This is a genomic window from Pseudomonas peradeniyensis, assembly GCF_014268935.2.
GTDB classification, from domain to species: Bacteria; Pseudomonadota; Gammaproteobacteria; order Pseudomonadales; family Pseudomonadaceae; genus Aquipseudomonas; species Aquipseudomonas peradeniyensis.
Genome location: NZ_JABWRJ020000002.1, coordinates 494,948 through 514,161 on the forward strand (window position 1 = coordinate 494,948; position 19,214 = coordinate 514,161).

The following is a 19,214-nucleotide window of genomic DNA, read 5'->3' on the forward strand; positions in this document are numbered from 1 at the left end:
GTCACTATGAGCAGAAAATACTTTGGTACCGATGGTATCCGTGGTCGCGTCGGCCAGTTCCCCATCACCCCTGACTTCATGCTGAAACTCGGCTGGGCCGCCGGCATGGCTTTCCGCAAGCAGGGCAATTGCCGTGTGCTGGTGGGCAAGGACACGCGGATCTCCGGCTACATGTTCGAATCCGCGCTCGAGGCAGGGCTGTCCGCCGCCGGTGCCGACGTGATGCTGCTCGGCCCGATGCCGACGCCGGCCATCGCTTACCTGACCCGCACCTTCCATGCTGAGGCCGGTATCGTCATCAGCGCCTCGCACAACCCCCATGACGACAATGGCATCAAGTTCTTCTCCGGTGCTGGCACCAAGCTGCCGGACGAAGTCGAGCTGATGATCGAGGAGCTGCTCGACCAGCCGATGAATGTCGTCGAGTCCGGCAAGCTGGGCAAGGTCTCGCGCATCAATGACGCGGCGGGACGCTACATCGAGTTCTGCAAGAGCAGCGTGCCCAGCAGCACCAGCTTCGAAGGCCTGAAGGTCGTCGTGGACTGCGCCCATGGCGCCACCTACAAGGTCGCGCCGAGCGTGTTCCGTGAACTGGGTGCCGATGTCACCGTGCTGCACGCCGCCCCGGATGGTCTGAACATCAACGAGGGCTGCGGTTCGACTCATATCGAGTCGCTGCAGGCGGCGGTCCTGGTCGGGCATGCGGATCTCGGTATCGCCTTCGACGGCGACGGCGACCGTGTGCTGATGGTCGATCACACCGGCGCCATCGTCGACGGTGACGAACTGCTGTTCATCATCGGTCGCGACATGCAGGAGCGTGGCAAGCTGCAGGGCGGCGTGGTCGGTACCCTGATGAGCAACCTGGGCCTGGAGCTGGCGTTCAAGGAACTGGATATCCCGTTCGTGCGGGCCAAGGTGGGCGACCGCTATGTCATGGCCGAACTGCTCGAGCGCGAGTGGCTGCTGGGTGGCGAAAACTCCGGTCATGTCGTCTGCGGCAGCCACACCACCACCGGTGATGCGATCATCGCCGCGCTGCAGGTGCTGATGGCGCTCAAGCGCCGTGGCGAAAACCTCGCCCAGGCCCGCCAGGCCGTGCGCAAATGCCCGCAGGTGCTGATCAACGTGCGCTTCGCGGCCGGCAAGAGCGACCCGCTGGAGAACCCCCTGGTCAAGGAAGCCAGCGCCAAGGCCACCGAGGCCATGGCTGGTCGTGGGCGGGTGCTGCTGCGCAAGTCCGGTACCGAGCCGCTGGTGCGGGTGATGGTCGAGGGCGACGACGAAAACCAGGTACGTGGCCATGCCGAGGCCCTGGCCAAGCTGGTCGAAGAAGTTTGTGCCTGAAAGAGGCTTGCCAGCGCAGATCGGGTTGGGTAAGATCTGCGCCCACTTTGACCGACGAGGTAAAGCATGCGTCGCCCCATGGTAGCTGGTAACTGGAAGATGCACGGTACCCGCGCCAGCGTCGCTGAGCTGACTCAGGGCTTGGGCGAAATGCTCATTCCCAACGGTATCGAAGTCGCGGTGTTCCCGCCCGCCCTGTTCATCAACGAAGTCGTTGATGGGCTAAAAGGCAAGGGGATCATCGTTGGAGCACAGAATTCTGCGGTACAGCCTGAACAAGGCGCACTGACCGGCGAAGTTGCACCGAGTCAGTTGGCTGAAGTCGGTTGCAAGTATGTATTGATTGGGCATTCCGAGCGTCGCCAGATTATTGGTGAAAGCGACGAAGTGCTGAATCAGAAGTTTGCAGCCGCTCAGAAAAGTGGTTTGACGCCAGTGCTGTGTATAGGGGAAACTCTTGCAGAGCGCGAGGCAGGTGAGACGCTCGAAGTTGTAGGGCGTCAACTAAGCAGTGTTATCGACGTGTTCGGTATCAAGGCTTTCGCCAATGCGGTTATTGCCTATGAGCCTGTTTGGGCCATTGGTACTGGTTTGACGGCCTCGCCACAGCAAGCCCAGGATGTGCATGCAGCCATCCGCAAGCAGTTGGCGGCGAAGGACGCCGAAGTTGCAGGAAATGTGCAACTTCTCTACGGCGGCAGCGTGAAGGCGGCCAATGCGGCTGAACTGTTCGGCATGCCGGATATCGATGGGGGGCTCATTGGTGGAGCTTCCCTGAACGCAGACGAATTCGGTGCAATTTGTCGCGCCGCAGGAAACTGAACAAATGCTGGAAACAGTCGTAGTTGTTTTTCATCTGTTGGCAGCGTTGGCACTGGTTGTAATGGTGCTGCTGCAACAGGGTAAAGGTGCGGAAGCCGGTGCATCTTTCGGCGCAGGTGCTTCAAATACTGTGTTCGGAAGCCAAGGTTCCGCTACCTTTTTGAGTAAAGTTACTGCTATACTTGCTGCCACTTTCTTTTTGACTGCACTTGGGTTAGGATACTTCGCCAAGCAGCAGGCTCACCAGCTGACTCAAGCTGGTCTGCCAGATCCAGCAGTGCTGGAAGTCAAAGAGCCAAAGCCGGCAGTCAATGATGATGTACCGGTGCTCCAGCAGCAGAAGAGCGAAACCACCAACTCTGGTGACGTACCTCCTCCAGCCAAAGAGCAGCAGTAACGGGTTTCAAGAAGTAGTATTGCCGAGGTGGTGGAATTGGTAGACACGCAACCTTGAGGTGGTTGTGCCCATAGGGTGTAGGGGTTCGAGTCCCCTTCTCGGTACCAATTGAAGCATGAGAGCCCGCTTTAGCGGGCTTTCTTGCAGGTGGAGGTCGGATTGACCCAGCAAAGGGTTCAGTCTTATACTTTCGCCCCAGCTTTGTCGCGGGGTGGAGCAGCTTGGTAGCTCGTCGGGCTCATAACCCGAAGGTCGTTGGTTCAAATCCAGCCCCCGCAACCAGCTTCAGCAGAGCCCCTTTTCAGGGGCTTTTTGCTAGCCGAACAGTTTTCGGCGCCGTTGTCCAACGGCGCTTTCAGGGATGGGCGCTTCGCCCATTTTTTATTTGCACAGCATGCACGAGGGGGTTCAGGTGTCGAGCAAGCTAGAACAGTTGCAGGCCTTGTTGGCCCCGGTGGTCGAGGGCCTGGGCTACCAATGCTGGGGGATCGAATACGTCTCCCAAGGCAAGCATTCGGTACTGCGTATCTACATCGACAAGGAAGACGGGATCCTGGTGGACGACTGCGAAGCCGTCAGCCGTCAGGCAAGCGCCATTCTCGATGTGGAAGATCCGATCAGCTCTGAATATACCCTCGAGGTGTCCTCTCCAGGCATGGACCGCCCGCTGTTCACCTTAGAACAGTTTGCTGCGCATGCCGGCGAGCAGGTGAAGATCAAGCTGCGTACGCCCTTCGAGGGCCGTCGTAACTTCCAGGGCCTTCTCCGCGGTGTGGAGGAGCAGGATGTGGTGGTGCAGGTAGACCAGCACGAGTTCCTGTTGCCGATCGACTCGATCGACAAGGCCAATATTATTCCCAGTTTTGACTGAGACGTGCCGGGCCCGGTGAAAGATCCGGGGCCAATGGCTTGCGCAAGGCGAGGCGTACGATGAGCAAAGAAGTACTGCTGGTTGTTGAATCGGTATCCAACGAAAAGGGTGTACCGCCCGGCGTCATTTTCGAAGCGCTGGAAGTGGCCCTGGCTACTGCAACCAAAAAGCGTTTTGAAGACGAAGTCGACCTGCGTGTGGAAATCAACCGCCACACCGGTAGCTACGAGACCTTCCGTCGCTGGACGGTCGTCGAAGAAGCGGATCTGGATGATCCGGCAATCGAGGTCTGGCCAGCAAAGATTCAGGAAAGTCATCCTGAAGCCAAAGTTGGCGACGTGATCGAAGAGAAGATCGAGTCGATCGAATTCGGTCGCATTGCTGCGCAAACCGCCAAGCAAGTCATCGTGCAGAAGGTTCGCGAAGCTGAGCGCGCCCAGGTGGTCGATGCTTACCGCGAGCGCGTGGGCGAGATCATCTCCGGTACCGTCAAAAAAGTTACCCGCGACAACGTCATCGTCGACCTGGGCAACAACGCCGAAGCGCTGCTGGCCCGCGAAGACATCATTCCCCGTGAGACCTTCCGTGTCGGCGTGCGCCTGCGTGCGCTGCTCAAGGAAATCCGCACCGAGAACCGCGGCCCTCAGCTGATCCTGTCGCGCACCGCGCCGCAGATGCTGATCGAGCTGTTCCGCATCGAAGTGCCGGAAATCGCCGAAGGCCTCATCGAAGTCATGGCCGCCTCCCGTGATCCGGGGTCGCGCGCCAAGATCGCCGTCCGCTCCAAGGACAAGCGCATCGACCCGCAAGGCGCCTGTATCGGCATGCGTGGTTCGCGCGTCCAGGCCGTATCCGGCGAGCTGGGTGGTGAGCGTGTGGATATCGTCCTGTGGGACGAGAACCCGGCGCAGTTCGTCATCAACGCCATGTCGCCGGCAGAAGTTGCCGCGATCATCGTTGATGAAGATGCCCATGCAATGGACATCGCCGTGGCCGAGGACAACCTGGCACAGGCCATCGGACGTGGCGGCCAGAACGTCCGCCTGGCCAGCCAGCTGACTGCCTGGACCCTGAACGTGATGACCGAGAAGGACATCCAGGCCAAGCAACAGGCTGAGACCGGCGACATCCTGCGCAACTTCATCGAGGAACTGGAAGTCGACGAGGAGCTGGCACAAGTGCTGGTCGACGAAGGCTTCACCAGCCTCGAAGAAATTGCCTACGTACCGTTGGAAGAAATGCTCAACATCGATGGCTTTGACGAGGACATCGTCAATGAGCTCCGCGCTCGAGCCAAGGACCGTTTGTTGACCAAGGCCATCGCTACCGAAGAAAAACTGGCAGACGCCCATCCGGCTGAAGACCTGCTCTCCCTCGAGGGCATGGACAAGGACCTGGCGGCGGAACTGGCGGTGCGCGGCGTGGTTAACCGCGAAGACCTGGCCGAGCAGTCGATTGACGACCTGCTCGACATCGACGGCATCGACGAAGAGCGTGCCGGCAAGTTGATCATGGCCGCCCGAGCCCACTGGTTCGAGTAATTAGGCGCGGCCTGAGGAGAGAAGTGCATGACGCAAGTCACGGTGAAAGAACTGGCCCAAGAGGTCGAGGCACCGGTAGAGCGCCTGCTGCAGCAGATGCGTGAGGCAGGTCTGCCGCACACCGACGCCGGTCAGGTAGTGACCGACAATGAGAAGCAGACCCTGCTGACTCATTTGAAGAGCAGCCACAAGAGCAAGGCGGAAGAGCCGCGCAAGATCACCTTGCAGCGCAAGACCACCAGCACTCTGCGTGTCGCCGGTAGCAAGAGCATCAGCGTAGAAGTACGCAAGAAGAAAGTATTCGTGCAGCGCAGCCCGGAAGAGATCCAGGCTGAGCAGAAGCGTGAGCAGGAAGAACGCCGCGCCGCTGAAAATGCCGCCCGCGAAAAGGTTGAAGCCGAAGTTCGCCAGCGCAACGAGGAGCAGGCACGCCGTCAGGCTGCCGAGGCCCCGGCCGCCGCGCCAGCGCCGAAGGCCGAGCCTGCCCCGGTTGCTGCCCCGGTAGTGGCCAACGCGCCGGTGTCCGAAGACGCCGCCGCCCGTGCCGCCGAGCGCAAGAAAGACGAGACCCGTCGCAACGAAAGCCGTACCCGTGATGACGATCGTCGCGGTGGTGGCCCGGCTGCGGCCGGTCGTGGCGAAGCGCCGCGCATGTCGGTCAAGGTCAAGGTCAAGGAGAAGGAAAAGGCTCCGACTCCGCGCGCTGCACCTCGCACCACCGACGAAGAAAGCGATGGCTTCCGTCGTGGCCGCGGTGGCAAGGGCAAGGGCAAGAAGCGCAATGCGCACGGCTTCCAGAGCCCGACCGGTCCGGTCATTCGTGACGTGACCATCGGCGAGACCATCACTGTCTCGGAACTGGCGCAACAGATGTCGGTCAAGGCCGCTGAAGTCGTCAAGTTCATGTTCAAGCTGGGCACCCCGGTCACCATCAACCAGGTGCTTGACCAGGAAACCGCTCAGCTGGTTGCCGAAGAGCTGGGTCACAAGGTCACCCTGGTCAGCGACACTGCCCTGGAAGACTCCCTGGCCGAATCGCTGAAGTTCGAAGGCGAGACCACCTCGCGTGCTCCGGTCGTGACCGTCATGGGTCACGTCGACCACGGCAAGACCTCGCTGCTCGACTACATCCGTCGTGCCAAGGTGGCCGCTGGCGAAGCCGGTGGTATTACCCAGCACATCGGTGCCTACCACGTCGAAACCGACCGTGGCATGGTCACCTTCCTCGACACCCCGGGCCACGCTGCGTTTACCCAGATGCGTGCCCGTGGTGCCAAGGCGACCGACATCGTCATCCTGGTGGTGGCGGCGGACGACGGCGTGATGCCGCAGACCCGCGAAGCCGTTCAGCACGCGAAAGCGGCTGGCGTTCCGCTGGTTGTTGCCGTGAACAAGATCGACAAGCCGGGTGCCGACCTCGATCGCATCCGTAACGAGCTGTCGGTCGAAGGCGTGACCTCCGAGGACTGGGGTGGTGACACGCCGTTCGTCAAGGTTTCGGCGAAGATGGGTACCGGCGTCGACGAACTGCTCGAAGCTGTCCTGCTGCAGGCCGAGATCCTCGAACTCAAGGCCACTCCGACCGCTCCTGGTCGTGGTGTCGTGGTCGAATCGCGCCTGGACAAGGGCCGCGGCCCGGTCGCTACCATCCTCGTTCAGGACGGTACGCTGCGTCAGGGCGACATGGTCCTGGTCGGCTCCAACTATGGCCGCGTGCGCGCCATGCTCGACGAGAACGGCAAGCCTGTGAAGGAAGCCGGCCCGTCGATCCCGGTCGAGATCCTTGGCCTGGACGGTACGCCGGACGCTGGCGAAGAGATGTCGGTGGTTGCTGACGAGAAGAAAGCGCGTGAAGTTGCGCTGTTCCGTCAAGGCAAGTTCCGTGAGGTCAAGCTGGCCCGTGCTCACGCCGGCAAGCTGGAAAACATCTTCGAGACCATGGGTCAGGAAGAGAAGAAGACCCTCAACATCGTCCTCAAGACCGATGTGCGTGGTTCCCTCGAAGCGCTGCAGGGTTCGCTCGGCAGCCTGGGCAACGACGAAGTTCAGGTCCGCGTCATTGGTGGCGGCGTCGGTGGTATCACCGAGAGCGACGCCAACCTGGCACTGGCCTCGAACGCGGTGCTGTTCGGCTTCAACGTGCGTGCCGATGCCGGCGCGCGCAAGATCGTCGAGCAGGAAGGTCTGGATATGCGTTACTACAACGTGATCTACGACATCATCGAAGACGTCAAGAAGGCCCTGACCGGCATGCTCGGCAGCGATGTTCGCGAGAACATCCTGGGTGTGGCCGAAGTGCGTGACGTGTTCCGTTCGCCGAAGTTCGGCGCCATCGCTGGCTGTATGGTCATCGAAGGTACCGTGTACCGCAACCGTCCGATCCGCGTACTGCGCGATGACGTGGTGATCTTCGAAGGCGAGCTGGAATCGCTGCGTCGCTTCAAGGACGATGCCTCCGAAGTGCGTAACGGCATGGAGTGTGGTATTGGCGTCAAGAGCTACAACGACGTCAAGGTCGGCGACAAGATCGAAGTCTTCGAGAAAGTCCAGGTGGCTCGTACCCTGTAAGGGGCGAGCATGGCGCAGGCCCCGTCGCAAGGCGGCTGGCGGCGCCTCACAAGGTAGCGCCCGGTCAGGCTTCAGCCTGACCGGGCGTTTGCCGCTTTACGTTACAGGTAGCAAGAATGGCAAAAGAATACAGCCGTACCCAACGTATCGGTGATCAGATGCAGCGTGAGCTGGCAGAGCTGATCCGCCGTGAAGTCAAAGACCCGCGCGTCGGTCTGGTGACCATCACCGCCGTCGACGTCAGCCGTGACCTGGGCCATGCCAAGGTGTTCATCACCGTGATGGGCCAGGACGGCACCGACGCCGTGCCGCAGACTCTCAAGGCGCTGACCAGTGCCGCGAGCTTCCTGCGTCTGCACCTGGGTCGCGTGATGCAACTGCGCAGCGTGCCGCAACTGCATTTCCACTTCGATGAAAGCGTCAGCCGTGGTGTTCACCTGTCGGCGCTGATCGAACGTGCGGTGGCCGAAGACCGCCTGCACAAGGATGCCGACGAGCTGGACGCCAAGGAGTAAGCGGTGGCCCAGGTCAAACGTATCCGCCGCAACGTCAGCGGCATCATCCTGCTCGACAAGCCGCTGGGGTTCACCTCCAACGCCGCGCTGCAGAAGGTCCGCTGGTTGCTCAATGCGGAAAAGGCCGGCCACACAGGCAGCCTCGACCCGCTGGCCACCGGCGTGCTGCCGCTGTGCTTCGGCGAGGCGACCAAGTTCTCGCAGTACCTGCTCGATTCTGACAAGGGCTACGAGACGGTCATGCAGATGGGGCAGACCACCAGCACCGCGGACGCCGAAGGCGAAGTCCTGCAGACCCGCGAAGTGACCGTTGGTCGCGCCGACATCGAGGCCGTGATCCCGCGTTTCAAGGGTGAAATCCTTCAGGTACCGCCGATGTACTCGGCCCTCAAGCGCGATGGTCAGCCACTGTACAAGCTGGCACGTGCAGGAGAGGTAGTGGAGCGCGAGGCGCGTTCTGTTACTATTGGCCGCTTGGAGTTGCTCGAGTGCGAAGGCACCCGTGCGCGCCTGTCGGTTGGATGCAGCAAAGGCACCTATATCCGCACCCTGGTGGAGGATATCGGTGAGGCGCTGGGCTGTGGTGCCTACGTCGCCGAACTGCGCCGCACCCAGGCGGGCCCCTTCGAGCTGGCACAGACCGTGACGCTCGAGGAACTCGAGCAGGCCCACGCCGAAGGCGGCAACGAAGCGCTCGATCGCTTCCTCATGCCTTCGGACAGCGGGTTGCAGGACTGGCCGCTGGTGCAGTTGTCCGAGCACAGTGCGTTCTACTGGCTGCATGGCCAGGCGGTACGCGCGCCGGACGCGCCGCAGTTCGGCATGGTCCGGGTACAGGATCACAATGGTCGCTTCATCGGTATCGGTGAAGTGAGCGAAGACGGGCGCATCGCGCCGCGTCGACTGATTCGGTCGGAATGACCGGAACCACCGGCAGAGGCTTCGGCTGAAACCGGTGGATACGAGGGTGGCTGTTATTAGGCACGGTCACACCTCTTCTTATTAATACGGGGACTTGTCCCTGGCCTATTGGAGACCGTTCGCGGGATCCGTTTATCAGGAGAAGCCAAATGGCCCTCAGCGTCGAAGAAAAAGCTCAGATCGTTGCCGATTACCAGCAAGCCGCCGGCGATACCGGTAGCCCGGAAGTGCAGGTTGCTCTGCTGACCGCCAACATCAACAAGCTGCAAGGCCACTTCAAGGCCAACGAAAAAGACCACCACTCCCGTCGTGGTCTGATCCGTATGGTCAACCAGCGTCGTAAGCTGCTGGACTACCTGAAGGGCAAAGACACCACCCGTTACAGCGCCCTGATCGGTCGCCTGGGTCTGCGTCGCTAATAGCGGCCTGGCCAGTGGTGTTGCATGGCGTGTCGCATGCATCGGCAGGGTTGCCCGGCAACCCTGGCGTTGGACACGCCACGCGATCTGCGAGGTTGGCAGCCTGGTCCGTCGTGCGGTTCATCCGCCCGGCGCCAGGCTCCCAGCCTCGTGTTGTATCTGGACGGTCAATGGGGCCGATTCCCCGTTCTGCCCAAGAATTCGCAAGAACCAGTTCCCCCAAGAGCCACTGAAGAAGGTAGGAAACCGTGAACCCGGTAATCAAGAAATTCCAGTTCGGTCAATCGACCGTAACCCTCGAAACGGGCCGCATTGCCCGTCAGGCCACCGGCGCCGTGCTGGTCACCGTCGACAACGATGTCACCGTGCTGGTGACCGTGGTCGGTGCCAAGCAGGCTGATCCGGGCAAGGGCTTCTTCCCGCTGTCCGTGCACTACCAGGAAAAGACCTACGCCGCCGGCAAGATCCCTGGTGGTTTCTTCAAGCGTGAAGGCCGTCCTTCCGAGAAGGAAACCCTGACCTCGCGCCTGATCGACCGTCCGATCCGCCCGCTGTTCCCTGAAGGCTTCATGAACGAAGTCCAGGTCGTCTGCACCGTGGTTTCCACCAGCAAGAAGACCGATCCGGACATCGCCGCGATGATCGGTACCTCGGCTGCCCTGGCCATCTCCGGCATTCCGTTCGAAGGCCCGATCGGCGCCGCCCGCGTTGCCTTCCACGAAAGCACCGGCTACCTGCTGAACCCGACCTACGAGCAACTGGCTGCCTCGAGCCTGGACATGGTCGTTGCCGGTACCTCCGACGCCGTACTGATGGTCGAATCGGAAGCCCAGGAGCTGACCGAAGACCAGATGCTGGGCGCCGTGCTGTTCGCCCACGACGAATTCCAGGCCGTGATCAAAGCGGTCAAAGAGCTGGCTGCCGAAGCTGCCAAGCCGACCTGGGACTGGAAACCTGCCGTTGCCAACACCGAGCTGTTCAACGCCATCCGCGCTGAATTCGGCGAAGCTGTTTCCCAGGGCTACACCATCACCGTCAAGGCCGACCGCTATGCCCGCCTGGGCGAGCTGCGCGACCAGGCGATCGCCAAGTTCTCCGGTGAAGAAGGCCAGCCTTCGGCCGGCGAAGTCAAAGACATCTTCGGCGAGATCGAATACCGCACCGTTCGCGAGAACATCGTCAACGGCAAGCCGCGTATCGACGGTCGCGACACCAAGACCGTGCGTCCGCTGAACATCGAAGTCGGCGTCCTGCCGAAGACCCACGGTTCGGCGCTGTTCACCCGCGGCGAAACCCAGGCCCTGGTCGTTGCGACCCTGGGTACTGCCCGTGACGCCCAGCTGCTGGACACCCTCGAAGGCGAGAAGAAAGACCCCTTCATGCTGCACTACAACTTCCCGCCGTTCTCGGTGGGCGAGTGTGGCCGCATGGGCGGTGCCGGTCGTCGCGAAATCGGCCACGGCCGTCTGGCCCGTCGTTCGGTCCAGGCCATGCTGCCGGCCGCCGACGTGTTCCCGTACACCATCCGCGTGGTGTCGGAAATCACCGAGTCCAACGGTTCCAGCTCCATGGCTTCGGTCTGCGGCGCCTCGCTGGCCCTGATGGACGCCGGCGTGCCGATGAAAGCCCCGGTTGCCGGTATTGCCATGGGCCTGGTCAAGGAAGGTGACAAGTTCGCCGTCCTGACCGACATCCTGGGTGACGAAGACCACCTGGGCGACATGGACTTCAAGGTAGCCGGTACCGCCAAGGGCGTCACCGCGCTGCAGATGGACATCAAGATCAACGGCATCACCGAAGAGATCATGGAAATCGCCCTGGGCCAGGCCCTGGAAGCGCGCCTGAACATCCTCGGCCAGATGAACCAGATCATTGGCGAGTCGCGTACCGAGCTGTCGGCCAACGCCCCGACCATGATCGCGATGAAGATCGACACCGACAAGATCCGTGACGTCATCGGCAAGGGCGGCGCCACCATCCGCGCCATCTGCGAAGAGACCAAGGCTTCGATCGACATCGAAGACGACGGCTCGATCAAGATCTTCGGCGAGACCAAGGAAGCCGCGGACGCTGCCAAGCAGCGCATCCTGGGCATCACCGCCGAGGCCGAGATCGGCAAGATCTACGTCGGCAAGGTCGAGCGCATCGTCGACTTCGGCGCCTTCGTCAACATCCTGCCTGGCAAGGATGGCCTGGTGCACATCTCCATGCTGAGCGATGCTCGCGTCGAGAAAGTCACCGACGTGCTGAAGGAAGGTCAGGAAGTCGAAGTACTGGTACTGGACGTGGACAACCGCGGCCGTATCAAGCTGTCGATCAAGGACGTTGCCGCTGCCAAGGCATCGGGCGTCTAAGCCTTCACAGGCTGAAAGAAAGGACCCTTCGGGGTCCTTTTTTTATGCCTGTGGTTTTGTCTTGTGGACTTGCATCTTGCATGCAGGATTTTGCCCGGGCTTGCAAAATGCACGACCAGCAATGCTGTATGTGTTTATTAAATAATTGATTTATAAGATAAAAATTAAAATCAGAAAGCTGGCACACGCCCTGCAACATCACTCCTACCTGACGCCAGGAACCACGGCGCAGACCTTTCGAAAAACAGGAGTGACCCACATGAAGAAGTTCGCCATTGCTGCCGCTACTGCCACCGCTCTGACCCTGACCATGGCTAACGCGGCGTTCGCTGCCCAGTCCACCCAGGCCCCGATGACGCTGGCGGCCGGTGAGGTGACCAAAGCCAAGGAAGCTACTTCCGACACCTGGATCACCACCAAGGTGAAGGCTGACCTGATGACCGAGAAAGGCGTGCCAGGCAGCGACATCAAGGTCGAAACCAACAAAGGCGTAGTGTCCCTGTCCTCGGACGTGGCCATTACCGATGCGCAGAAGGACATGGCAGTCGCCATCGCCAAGAAGATCAAGGGCGTGCAGGCCGTCTCGGCTGATGGCCTGAAGTCCGAATAAGGAATGTCCCGTCGGCCAAAAGGACTTGGCCACCCCTTCAAGCAAAAGCCCCGGCAATCGCCGGGGCTTTTGCTTACGCTCCTACACAGGGCGCTATAGCGCTGGATTACGTGCGATGACATCACTCTCGTAGCACACCTGCTCCACGATCAACGGTTCCACCAGCGGCCGGCTGTCCCGGAAATGTGCGGTCTGGGTATGGGCCTCATATGCAGCGTCATCCTGGTAGATCTCGTACAGGTAGATCACATTCGCTTCCTCCCTGTCCTGTGCCACATCGAATACCAGGCAGCCCGGCTCGGTGGCCACTGAAGCGGCGGCATTGGCCTTGATCGCCGCCAGGAATGCCTCGGCGGTACCGGGTTTCACGCGCGTCTTGATAAACAGGCAGTACACAGGAAGCTCCTTTTGTTTTAAATTCAGATTTGAATTGTATACAAAATAGGAGCCTCGCTCATGTCCGATCTACCTGCCCGTCCTGGTCGCCTTAATGGTCTGCGTCATATCGCCTTGCTGGTCCCCAACCTGGAGGAGTGCGAGCGCTTCTACGTGGATGTGCTGGGCATGGAGGTACTGAACCGCGCCAACGAAGACCTGGTCTACCTTACTTGCGGTAACGACAACCTGTCGCTCGGGCGCGGCGCTGGTGCGGCCAATGGGCTGCAGACCCTGGATCACTACGGGTTCATCGTCGACAGCGTGGAAGAGCTGGAAGCCTGGTACCGGTACTTCAAGGCCCACGGCGTGACGCTGCTGGATCGCCCCTTCAATCATGGCGATGGTGCCCGTAGCTTCCATTTGCTGGACCCTGCGGGGAACAAGGTGCAGCCGCTGTATCACCCGGCGGTGTCGGGGCAGCGGCTGGTCTGATGGGATTGATTGCCTGTGCTGCCCTCATCGCCGGCAAGCCGGTGATGAGGGCGACTCGGTGGTGAAGGGCTACTCGGCATCCAGATGCATAGGTGTCACCACCCGCCCATCGCTCTCTGCCTGGCCAAGATTGGTGTCGATGAAGTACACCCGGTCATCTTCCAGCTGGCCCTTGTCTACCAGGTAGTCCTTGATGCTGCTGGCGCGTTCCTGGCCGAGGGTGCGCAGCAGCGCGGTGCTTTCCGCCCAGGACTTGATCACCGCCTCGCGCAGCTTGGTGGTGCGCTCGTCACGGCCCAACTTCTCCCATTCGGCCGGCGGCTGCTGCTTCAGGCGGTTGCGGTAGATGCCTTCGAGCATCGCCGGTTTGTCGCTATCGTCCACCACCAGCAGCGAGGCGTTGGCCGGTACCTTGTCGCCGCGGCGCTGGAGTATCTTGTACCAGGTGGCCTGGTACTCGCGCTCCAGGCGCTGCTGGGCGATCAGCGGTCCGTCGCTGCTCTGCGCGGCGGTGCCCTCGATCTCCAGGCGCAGCTCGGGACGCTCCTTGAGAGCCGAGGCGAGCTTGTCCAGGGACGTCTGCACTTCAGGGGTCAGGTCGCTGGAGCCTGCCGCGAACGAGACGTTGCCCAGGTCTTCCGCGCCGCCGCCCGAAACCAGCCCGCCGAGCAGCTTGAACGGCGCCTGGGCCGCGCGCAGCACCAGGTTGCGCAGGGTCTGCCAGACGATCGGCATCACGCTGAACTGCGGGTTGTTGAGGTCGCCCGACACCGGCAGCTCGATGGAGATCCTGCCTTCGGTGTCCTTGAGCAGGGCGACCGCCAGGCGGATCGGCAGGTCCACGGCGTCCGGGCTGTCGACTTTCTCGCCCAGTTGCAATTGCTCGATCACCACCTTGTTCTCGGCCTTGAGCTGGCCGTTGGTGATCAGGTAGTGCAGGTCGAGGTTCAGCCGACCCTTGCGGATGCGCATGCCCGCGAACTTGCCGGAGTAGGGGGTGAGGGTGGTCAGCTCGACACGCTTGAAGCTGGTGGCGATGTCCAGGCTGGCCAGCGGGTTGAACGGGTTGAGCGCGCCCTTGATGGTCACCGGCGCGTAGCGGTCCACCTTGCCCTTGATATCCACCTTGGCCGGCGACGGCTTGCGGTTGTCGATGGTGCCGATCTGGCCATTGAGCTGCTGCACGGCGGTGGCGAAGTTCGGCGTAAGGGTCAGGTCGGCGAAGTTGGCCGAGCCGTCGTTGATGCTGATCTGGCCGATACGGATGCCCAGTTCCTTGCCACTGCCGGACGCCGCCGGCTTGCTAGGCGCCGCGGCCGGCTTGTCCGCGGGTTGCGGGATGAGCAGGTCGTCGACGTTGGTGGTGCGGTCTTCGTTGATGATGAAGCGCGCATAGGGTTGCAGCAGGGTGACCTTGTCGATCGACAGGGCATCGCCGTGCACATAGGACAGGCCATCGACGTTGACCTGCTGCCATTTGACGAAGTCGCGGTTCTTGATGGTGTCCAAGGTGTGCAGCTGGTTGGCCTGGGCCTTGCCGGTGATGCTGAAGGCCAGTGGCTCGGTGCTCTTGAGGTCGACCTTGAGGTCGCTGGAGAGCATGCCGCTGCGCAGCTCCAGGCGGATGAACGGGCTGATGTAGGCCTGGGCGACTCGCAGGTCGATGTCGCGGGTGGCGACATCGAGTTTCGCCGTGACCGGCGCCAGGTTGACCTGGCCCGCGGCCTGCAGCTTGCCCTGCTTGCCCACGCCGGTGTCGAGCTTGAGGGTGAAGGGCGACTGGTTGAGGCTGTCGAAGTTCTGCAGGTCGAGGTTGAGTGGGCCGACATCCAGGGCCACGGGCTCCTTCTGGCTACGGTCGGCCAGGTGAACCAGGTAATTGCGTGCCTGCACGTCCTTGAGCAGGACCTGCCAGGGCTTGCTCGGTTCCTTGGCGGCCTGTTGTTCCGGGGTCGGTTCGGCGGCGGCGGGCTCGGCCTTTTCCTTCGGCGTGGCCTTGGCCGGCTGGCTGGCGAACAGCTTCTGCCAGTCGAGCTGGCCGTCCTTCTCCAGGGCCGCCCAGGTCTCCAGCTTCTCACTGCGGATCTTGCCGACGGTGACCAGCTGTTTGGCCAGGTCGATGGAGGTCTCGCTGACTTCCAGGCTGGCCAGGCGGGCCAGCGGGCGCCCGTCCGGGGCCTTGATGGCGAAGGGCGCGACCCGAACCGAGGTGTTGTCGAGCAGCAGCTCGGTTTCCTTGGCGAGGTTGAGCTTGTAGTGGGTGTCGAGGCTGACCATGCCGTCTTCCAGCACCAGCGGCACGGCGTCGCGCACATAAGGCCAGAACAGCTTCATCTTGCCGTCGGTGACCTTGAGGGTGCCTTCGGAGGCGATCGGCGCCAGGCTCAGGGTGCCGCTCCAGTCGATGCGCCCACCGGCCGGGCCGTTGGCCACCAGGGTCATGTCGGCGTTGTCGTCGGGCAGGGTGCTGAGGTTCTTCAGCTCCAGGTTCATCGAGTCGTAGAGGAACTCGATCGGCTCGCTCGGACGCAGGTCCTGGAAGTGCAGGTAGCCTTCGCTGAGCTTGATGCTGGCGATGCGCAGCGGGAACGGGTCGCTGGGTGGCTCTTCCGGCTTGGGCTCGCTGGGCGGGAGCTTGAACAGCTGCGCCAGGTTGAGGCTGCCGTCCTTGGCGAACAGCAGCTCGGTGCGCGGCTTGTCCAGTTCCACGGCGTCCAGGCGCAGGGCCTTGGTCCACAGGCTGTCGAGAGACAGGTTGGCATACAGGCGCTCGAAGCCGACCTGCTCCTTGCCGGGTTCGCCGATCTGCAGGCCCCAGAGCGTCAGCTCAAGGCTGAACGGGTTGAGCTCGATGCGCTGCAGGTGCGCCGGCACCGTGGCGTATTGCGCCAGCTGCTGGTTGGCGATGCGCAGGGCGACACCGGGGAGAATGAAAAAGCCGAGCAGGCCATACAGGGCCACGAGGGCCAGCAGTGCGCCGAGAGCGCGGGTCAATCCTTTGGGCATGTGTCGCATCGTCTGTATCAGGCTGGAGTGCTTGGAGTATGGCACGTTAAATCGGTTCCGATGAACGGAGCAAAATACCTCATTCGATGCCCATGCGCCGCCGTGCGCGGTGCGCCGAACCGTTTCGCATGGCCCAGCGCAGCACTGGGGCGGTGTTGTTCAGGCCCAGGCGGATCATGCGCCGCTCGACCGCGCCCAGTTGAAGGCCGAGCATTTCGCCGGCCCATTCGGGCAGCAGGTCGATGCCGGCCTTGAGCATCAGCTTGCCCACCGGCTGGGCCATCCGGCTGGGGGCCGGGGCCTTGAGCAGGATGTCCACCACCTCCAGGCTGCGCGCGTCGCACTGCAGTTGCGGGCGCATGCGGCGCAGGTAGTCGTCGACCTCGGCGCAGGAACGTGGCACGTCACGTGCGCCGAGACGCTCGGCGATCAGCGCGATCTCGTCGTAGTAGGCGTCCTGCTTGGCGCGTGGCAGACGGGGGTTGCGATAACGCAGGTGGGCGGCGAGGAAACTGCTGACTTCGGCCACATGCACCCAGGTCAGCAGGTCGGGGTCGCTGGCCGCGTAGGGACGGCCATCGGGCGCGGTGCCGGTAACCTTGAGGTGGATGGTGCGGACCTTGTCGATCAGCCACTCGGCGTCACGGGTCGAGCCGAAGGTGGTGCCGGAGATGAACTGGCTGGTACGGCGCAGGCGTCCGAGCAGATCCTGGCGGAAGTTCGAGTGGTCCCACACCCCGGCCAGTGCCAGCGGGTGCAGCAGTTGCAGCATCAATGCGCTGATACCGCCCACCAGCATGCTGGGGAAGTCGCCATGCACCTGCCAGCTGATGCTCTGTGGGCCGAACAGGCCGGGATCACCCTTGGGCGATTCCAGGTCGAGCTGGCCGAGGGCCAGCCCGGTGAGGCTCATTACCTGGGTTTCGATGCGACGACGCAGGACTTCCATGGCGACCTTGATTCAGGGCGGCCGCCCGGGCCGCGGGTTATTGATTGAGACGCTTGTCGATCAAGCCCTGGACCACGCTGGGGTCGGCGAGGGTCGAGGTGTCGCCCAGGTTGTCCAGTTCGTTGCAGGCGATCTTGCGCAGTATACGCCGCATGATCTTGCCCGAGCGGGTCTTGGGCAGGGCGGGTGCCCACTGGATCAGTTCGGGCTTGGCGAAGCTGCCGATCTCCTTGCTGACCAGGGCCAGCAGTTCGGCCTTCAGCGCGTCGTCCGGCGCGACGCCATTCATGGGGGTGACGAAGGCATATACCCCCTGGCCCTTGAGGTCGTGGGGGTAACCGACCACGGCGGCCTCGGCGACGCTGTCGTGCAGCACCAGGGCGCTCTCCACCTCGGCGGTGCCGATACGGTGGCCGGAGACATTGATCACATCGTCGATGCGCCCGGTGATCCAGTAGTCGCCATCGGCGTCGCGGCGGGCGCCATCACCGGTGAAGTAGTAGCCGGGCATCGGCTTGAAGTAGGTGTCGACCATGCGCTGGTGGTCGCCGTAGACGCTGCGGATCTGCCCGGGCCAGCTGGCCTTGATCGCCAGCAGTCCGGCGCCGGGGCCTTCGACCAGCTTGCCTTTGTCGTCCAGCAGTACCGGTTGCACGCCGAACATCGGCTGGGTGGCGCAGCCCGGCTTGAGCCGTGGCGTGCCGGGGAGGGGGGTGAGCATGATGCCGCCGGTCTCGGTCTGCCACCAGGTGTCGACGATGGGGCAGCGTTTCTGTCCGACGGCCTCGAAGTACCATTCCCAGGCTTCCGGGTTGATCGGCTCGCCGACGCTGCCGAGCAGGCGCAGGCTCTGGCGCGAGGTACTTTGCAAGGGCCCGGGGCCTTCGCGCATCAGCGCGCGCAGGGCGGTTGGCGCGGTGTAGAAGATGTTCACCCGGTGTTTGTCGACCACTTGCCAGAAGCGCGAGGTGTCGGGGTAGTTGGGCACGCCCTCGAACATCAGCGAAATCGCGCCGTTGGCCAGTGGGCCATAGACGATATAGCTGTGGCCAGTGACCCAGCCGACGTCGGCGGTGCACCAGAACACCTCGCCGTCACGGTAGTCGAACACGGTCTTGAAGGTCATGGTTGCCTGCAGCAGGTAGCCGGCGGTGGTGTGCAGCACACCCTTGGGTTTGCCGGTACTGCCCGAGGTGTAGAGGATGAACAGCGGATCCTCGGCGTTCATCGGTTCGGCCGGGCAGTCGTCAGCGGCCTTTTCCGTCACCTCGTGGTACCAGAGGTCGCGGCCTTCGCTCCATGCCACATCAGCGCCGGTACGCTTGATCACGAACACGCTGCTCACCGCCGGGCAACTGGCGAGGGCCTTGTCGACGTTCTGCTTGAGCGGAACGCGCTTGCCGCCACGCACGCCTTCGTCGGCGGTGATCACGGTACGGCAGTCGGCGTCGAGGATGCGGTCGCGCAGGGCGTCGGGAGAGAAGCCGCCGAACACCACCGAGTGGATGGCGCCGATGCGCGTGCAGGCGAGCATGGCGTAGGCGGCCTCGGGGATCATCGGCATGTAGATGCATACCCGGTCGCCTTTCTTCACGCCACGGGCTTTCAAGGCGTTGGCCAGGCGGCAGACCTGGCGGTGCAGTTCGCGGTAGCTGATGGCCTTGCTGTCGTCGGGATTGTCACCCTCCCAGAGAAGGGCGGTCTGTTCGCCGCGCGTGGCCAGGTGGCGATCGATGCAGTTATGGCTGACGTTGAGCTGGGCGCCGTCGAACCAGCGGGCACTGCCGGTGTTCAGGTCGCATTGCTGCACGCTCGACCAGGGCTTGATCCAGTCCAGGCGCTTGGCTTGTTCGGCCCAGAAGGCGTCGGGGTCATCCACCGACTGGCGGTAGAGGCGGCGGTAGTCGTCGTCGCTGAGGGTGGCGGACTGGCTCACGGCCAGGGCCTGGGGATAGTCGCGGATATCGAACATGGCGGGTGGTCCTGCTCTTGTTAGGGGCGAGGGACTGCAACGGCTATTCGAT

Annotated in this window: 16 protein-coding genes and 2 tRNA genes; 14 read left to right on the forward strand and 4 right to left on the reverse strand. The window is 62.4% G+C overall.

Annotated features, from left to right (window positions below; genetic code table 11):
* The first annotated feature begins 6 nt into the window (after positions 1 to 6).
* The 13 genes from glmM (at position 7) to HU751_RS11765 (ending at position 12,365) form a co-directional block, all read left to right on the forward strand.
* A complete protein-coding gene (gene glmM, locus HU751_RS11705; protein WP_186732747.1) occupies positions 7 to 1,347 on the forward strand; it encodes a phosphoglucosamine mutase in 1,341 nt (446 codons plus the stop codon).
* A gap of 66 nt (positions 1,348 to 1,413) precedes the next feature.
* A complete protein-coding gene (gene tpiA / locus HU751_RS11710) occupies positions 1,414 to 2,169 on the forward strand; it encodes a triose-phosphate isomerase (RefSeq protein ID WP_186732748.1) in 756 nt (251 codons plus the stop codon).
* A gap of 4 nt (positions 2,170 to 2,173) precedes the next feature.
* Entirely contained in the window at positions 2,174 to 2,566 is a 393-nt protein-coding gene (secG, locus tag HU751_RS11715; protein WP_028691255.1) for a preprotein translocase subunit SecG, read from the forward strand.
* A 21-nt stretch (positions 2,567 to 2,587) separates the two neighbouring features.
* Positions 2,588 to 2,673: transfer RNA gene (locus HU751_RS11720), tRNA-Leu, on the forward strand.
* A gap of 98 nt (positions 2,674 to 2,771) precedes the next feature.
* Positions 2,772 to 2,848, forward strand: a tRNA-Met gene (locus HU751_RS11725).
* 130 nt (positions 2,849 to 2,978) lie between these two features.
* On the forward strand, positions 2,979 to 3,437 hold the full coding sequence (gene rimP / locus HU751_RS11730; protein WP_036986186.1) for a ribosome maturation factor RimP: 459 nt from the start codon (positions 2,979 to 2,981) through the stop codon (positions 3,435 to 3,437).
* Positions 3,438 to 3,496: 59 nt separating this feature from the next.
* The gene (nusA, locus tag HU751_RS11735) at positions 3,497 to 4,978 is read left to right on the forward strand and encodes a transcription termination factor NusA (protein ID WP_050706987.1); all 1,482 of its coding nucleotides are present in this window, start codon (positions 3,497 to 3,499) and stop codon (positions 4,976 to 4,978) included.
* Positions 4,979 to 5,005: 27 nt separating this feature from the next.
* Positions 5,006 to 7,546 (forward strand): translation initiation factor IF-2, encoded by a 2,541-nt coding sequence (gene infB / locus HU751_RS11740; RefSeq protein WP_186713751.1) that lies wholly within the window; start codon positions 5,006 to 5,008, stop codon positions 7,544 to 7,546.
* A 116-nt stretch (positions 7,547 to 7,662) separates the two neighbouring features.
* Complete coding sequence (gene rbfA, locus HU751_RS11745) at positions 7,663 to 8,061, forward strand: 30S ribosome-binding factor RbfA (RefSeq protein WP_050706985.1); 399 nt, start codon at positions 7,663 to 7,665, stop codon at positions 8,059 to 8,061.
* A 3-nt stretch (positions 8,062 to 8,064) separates the two neighbouring features.
* Positions 8,065 to 8,982: a tRNA pseudouridine(55) synthase TruB gene (gene truB / locus HU751_RS11750; protein WP_050706984.1), complete on the forward strand. Its 918-nt coding sequence runs from the start codon at positions 8,065 to 8,067 to the stop codon at positions 8,980 to 8,982.
* A gap of 149 nt (positions 8,983 to 9,131) precedes the next feature.
* Complete coding sequence (gene rpsO, locus HU751_RS11755) at positions 9,132 to 9,401, forward strand: 30S ribosomal protein S15 (protein ID WP_029613930.1); 270 nt, start codon at positions 9,132 to 9,134, stop codon at positions 9,399 to 9,401.
* Positions 9,402 to 9,649: 248 nt separating this feature from the next.
* On the forward strand, positions 9,650 to 11,755 hold the full coding sequence (pnp, locus tag HU751_RS11760) for a polyribonucleotide nucleotidyltransferase (protein ID WP_186713749.1): 2,106 nt from the start codon (positions 9,650 to 9,652) through the stop codon (positions 11,753 to 11,755).
* A 259-nt stretch (positions 11,756 to 12,014) separates the two neighbouring features.
* A complete protein-coding gene (locus HU751_RS11765) occupies positions 12,015 to 12,365 on the forward strand; it encodes a BON domain-containing protein (protein WP_050706982.1) in 351 nt (116 codons plus the stop codon).
* Positions 12,366 to 12,458: 93 nt separating this feature from the next.
* Here HU751_RS11765 and HU751_RS11770 read toward each other — a convergent pair whose 3' ends face one another.
* Entirely contained in the window at positions 12,459 to 12,761 is a 303-nt protein-coding gene (locus HU751_RS11770; RefSeq protein ID WP_186732749.1) for a heme-binding protein, read from the reverse strand.
* A 60-nt stretch (positions 12,762 to 12,821) separates the two neighbouring features.
* Between HU751_RS11770 and HU751_RS11775 the strand changes: the two genes are divergently transcribed.
* Positions 12,822 to 13,235 (forward strand): VOC family protein, encoded by a 414-nt coding sequence (locus HU751_RS11775; RefSeq protein WP_186732750.1) that lies wholly within the window; start codon positions 12,822 to 12,824, stop codon positions 13,233 to 13,235.
* Positions 13,236 to 13,304: 69 nt separating this feature from the next.
* On the opposite strand, the gene HU751_RS11780 is transcribed toward HU751_RS11775, so the two are convergent.
* The 3 genes from HU751_RS11780 to acs form a co-directional block, all read right to left on the reverse strand.
* Positions 13,305 to 16,241 carry a DUF748 domain-containing protein gene (locus HU751_RS11780; RefSeq protein ID WP_186732751.1) on the reverse strand — a complete coding sequence of 979 codons (2,937 nt, stop codon included), beginning with the start codon at positions 16,239 to 16,241 and terminating at the stop codon, positions 13,305 to 13,307.
* A 79-nt stretch (positions 16,242 to 16,320) separates the two neighbouring features.
* Positions 16,321 to 17,190, reverse strand: a complete 870-nt coding sequence (locus HU751_RS11785; RefSeq protein ID WP_186732752.1) for an oxygenase MpaB family protein — start codon at positions 17,188 to 17,190, stop codon at positions 16,321 to 16,323.
* A 37-nt stretch (positions 17,191 to 17,227) separates the two neighbouring features.
* Positions 17,228 to 19,162 (reverse strand): acetate--CoA ligase, encoded by a 1,935-nt coding sequence (gene acs, locus HU751_RS11790; RefSeq protein WP_186732753.1) that lies wholly within the window; start codon positions 19,160 to 19,162, stop codon positions 17,228 to 17,230.
* Positions 19,163 to 19,214 lie beyond the last annotated feature (52 nt).